Consider the following 229-nt stretch of genomic DNA (forward strand, 5'->3'; position numbering starts at 1 on the left):
TGAATCGCGGCTTTCACCGGCGGCCACACCTCGATCGGGATGTCCGGGTTCTCGGAACCGGCATAGAACGGCTGGCAGATCTCGACCAGCACGATCCCGCCGGGCCCGACGGCGGTCGCGGGAATCGTGCTCGCACCCGACAATGGCAAGGGATCGGTCGGTGTCGTGCCAATGGCGAGGATGACCGCGATGGCCATACGGGGCGGCGAAGCCGCGGCGATCGTCGAAG

Annotated in this window: 1 protein-coding gene; it reads right to left on the reverse strand. The window is 67.2% G+C overall.

The features are described 5' to 3' along the window. On the reverse strand, positions 1–229 hold a 229-nt coding region (locus GV790_RS30430), incomplete at both ends, for a hypothetical protein (protein WP_163818229.1).

The organism is Nocardia cyriacigeorgica (assembly GCF_010858045.1).
Classification (GTDB): Bacteria; Actinomycetota; Actinomycetes; order Mycobacteriales; family Mycobacteriaceae; genus Nocardia; species Nocardia cyriacigeorgica_E.